At 56.9% G+C, this 1,071-nt stretch carries 1 protein-coding gene; it reads right to left on the bottom strand.

Features of this window, described 5'->3' with window-relative positions:
* Nucleotides 1-349: 349 nt before the first annotated feature.
* Entirely contained in the window at nt 350-751 is a 402-nt protein-coding gene (locus CK222_RS32125) for a hypothetical protein (protein WP_176477823.1), read from the bottom strand.
* Nucleotides 752-1,071: the final 320 nt, after the last annotated feature.

A 1,071-nucleotide genomic window follows, 5' to 3' on the forward strand; every position in this document is an offset into this window, starting at 1 on the left:
GGTTCTGGCAGGCTTCATCACCCGCCTCGATACGCCGCTCTCCTCAAACCGTCATCACCCAGTTTCAGCCATAGCTCTGAGCTGCCTCGTCATGCTGGCAAATGTGTAAAGCGGTATCGCGCGGTCCTTGAAGAAACCGAACCTGGTAAGATAGCCGGACGCGCAAATAACTACCTTCGACGCCCTGATTGCTCCCGCGGGCGTTTCGCAAACATGCCTGGGTATGCCGAACTGCACCCCCACAATAGGCGTGTTCTCGTGAACAGTCACGTTGGCCGGCAGGCTCTTGGTGGCGTTTTTGAGGTATTTCGCGAGTTGAAGGAGAATGGTCCCGGGATGGTGTAAGGCCTTAATGTAATGCGCTGCCCGTCATCGCTTGGATTTCTGCGGTGTTAACCCAGCTATAGCTCTGCCCCAGGGTGTCCAGCGCCTCAGTGAGCCGCGCCTCAGATCGTCGGCGCCGTGTGCAGTCGCGGCGCTGTGATACTTTCCCTGCGGATCCCAGTCGCAATCCACGCCGTGTTCCTCGACAGCGCTTCGGACATAGTCGATCCCTCAAGGTGACGAAAAGCTCCTCTTTGTTGCCCTTGATGTCCTCCACGAAATCCTGCTTGCGTGGATTGTGGGCAAGGTCGATGACGAAGCCCATGAAGCGCCCGGACGCATTGTTTCCAATGCGGTCAGCGTCCACAAGGATCACTGACGAATCAGGGTTGAGTTCTGCGTATCGGCGGGCTGCATGCAATCCCATCCAGCCGCCACCGATCACGAGGCAGTCGCAGTTGAGTCGCCTCTTTGCGATAACAGCGGCAGCTCTGGCCCAGACGTGGTGTATCAGCCAGACATGGTCGGTTCGGCATGAGGGGGGTCAACGACGATCCGCTTTCCGGGGACGGTTCTGTTGAATGAATTCACTTAAAGCTCGCTGGATGTAAGTAGCAGGCGGTTAGCCTGCCGGTGGCACTATATTTGATAGACCACCCCTTCAGGGGCTCGTAGACGGAAAAGATCTCGTTTGATATAGACCTGCTTCATGTCAAAGCTCCGCGGTCTTGTGCCCTCCACCCATTC

The organism is Mesorhizobium sp. WSM3866 (assembly GCF_002294795.1).
Lineage (GTDB): Bacteria > Pseudomonadota > Alphaproteobacteria > Rhizobiales > Rhizobiaceae > Mesorhizobium.

Coding starts and splice junctions, on each gene's coding strand:
- CK222_RS32125 (WP_176477823.1), bottom strand. CDS start 751: ATGGGATTGCATGCAGCCCGCCGATACGCAGAACTCAACCCTGATTCG.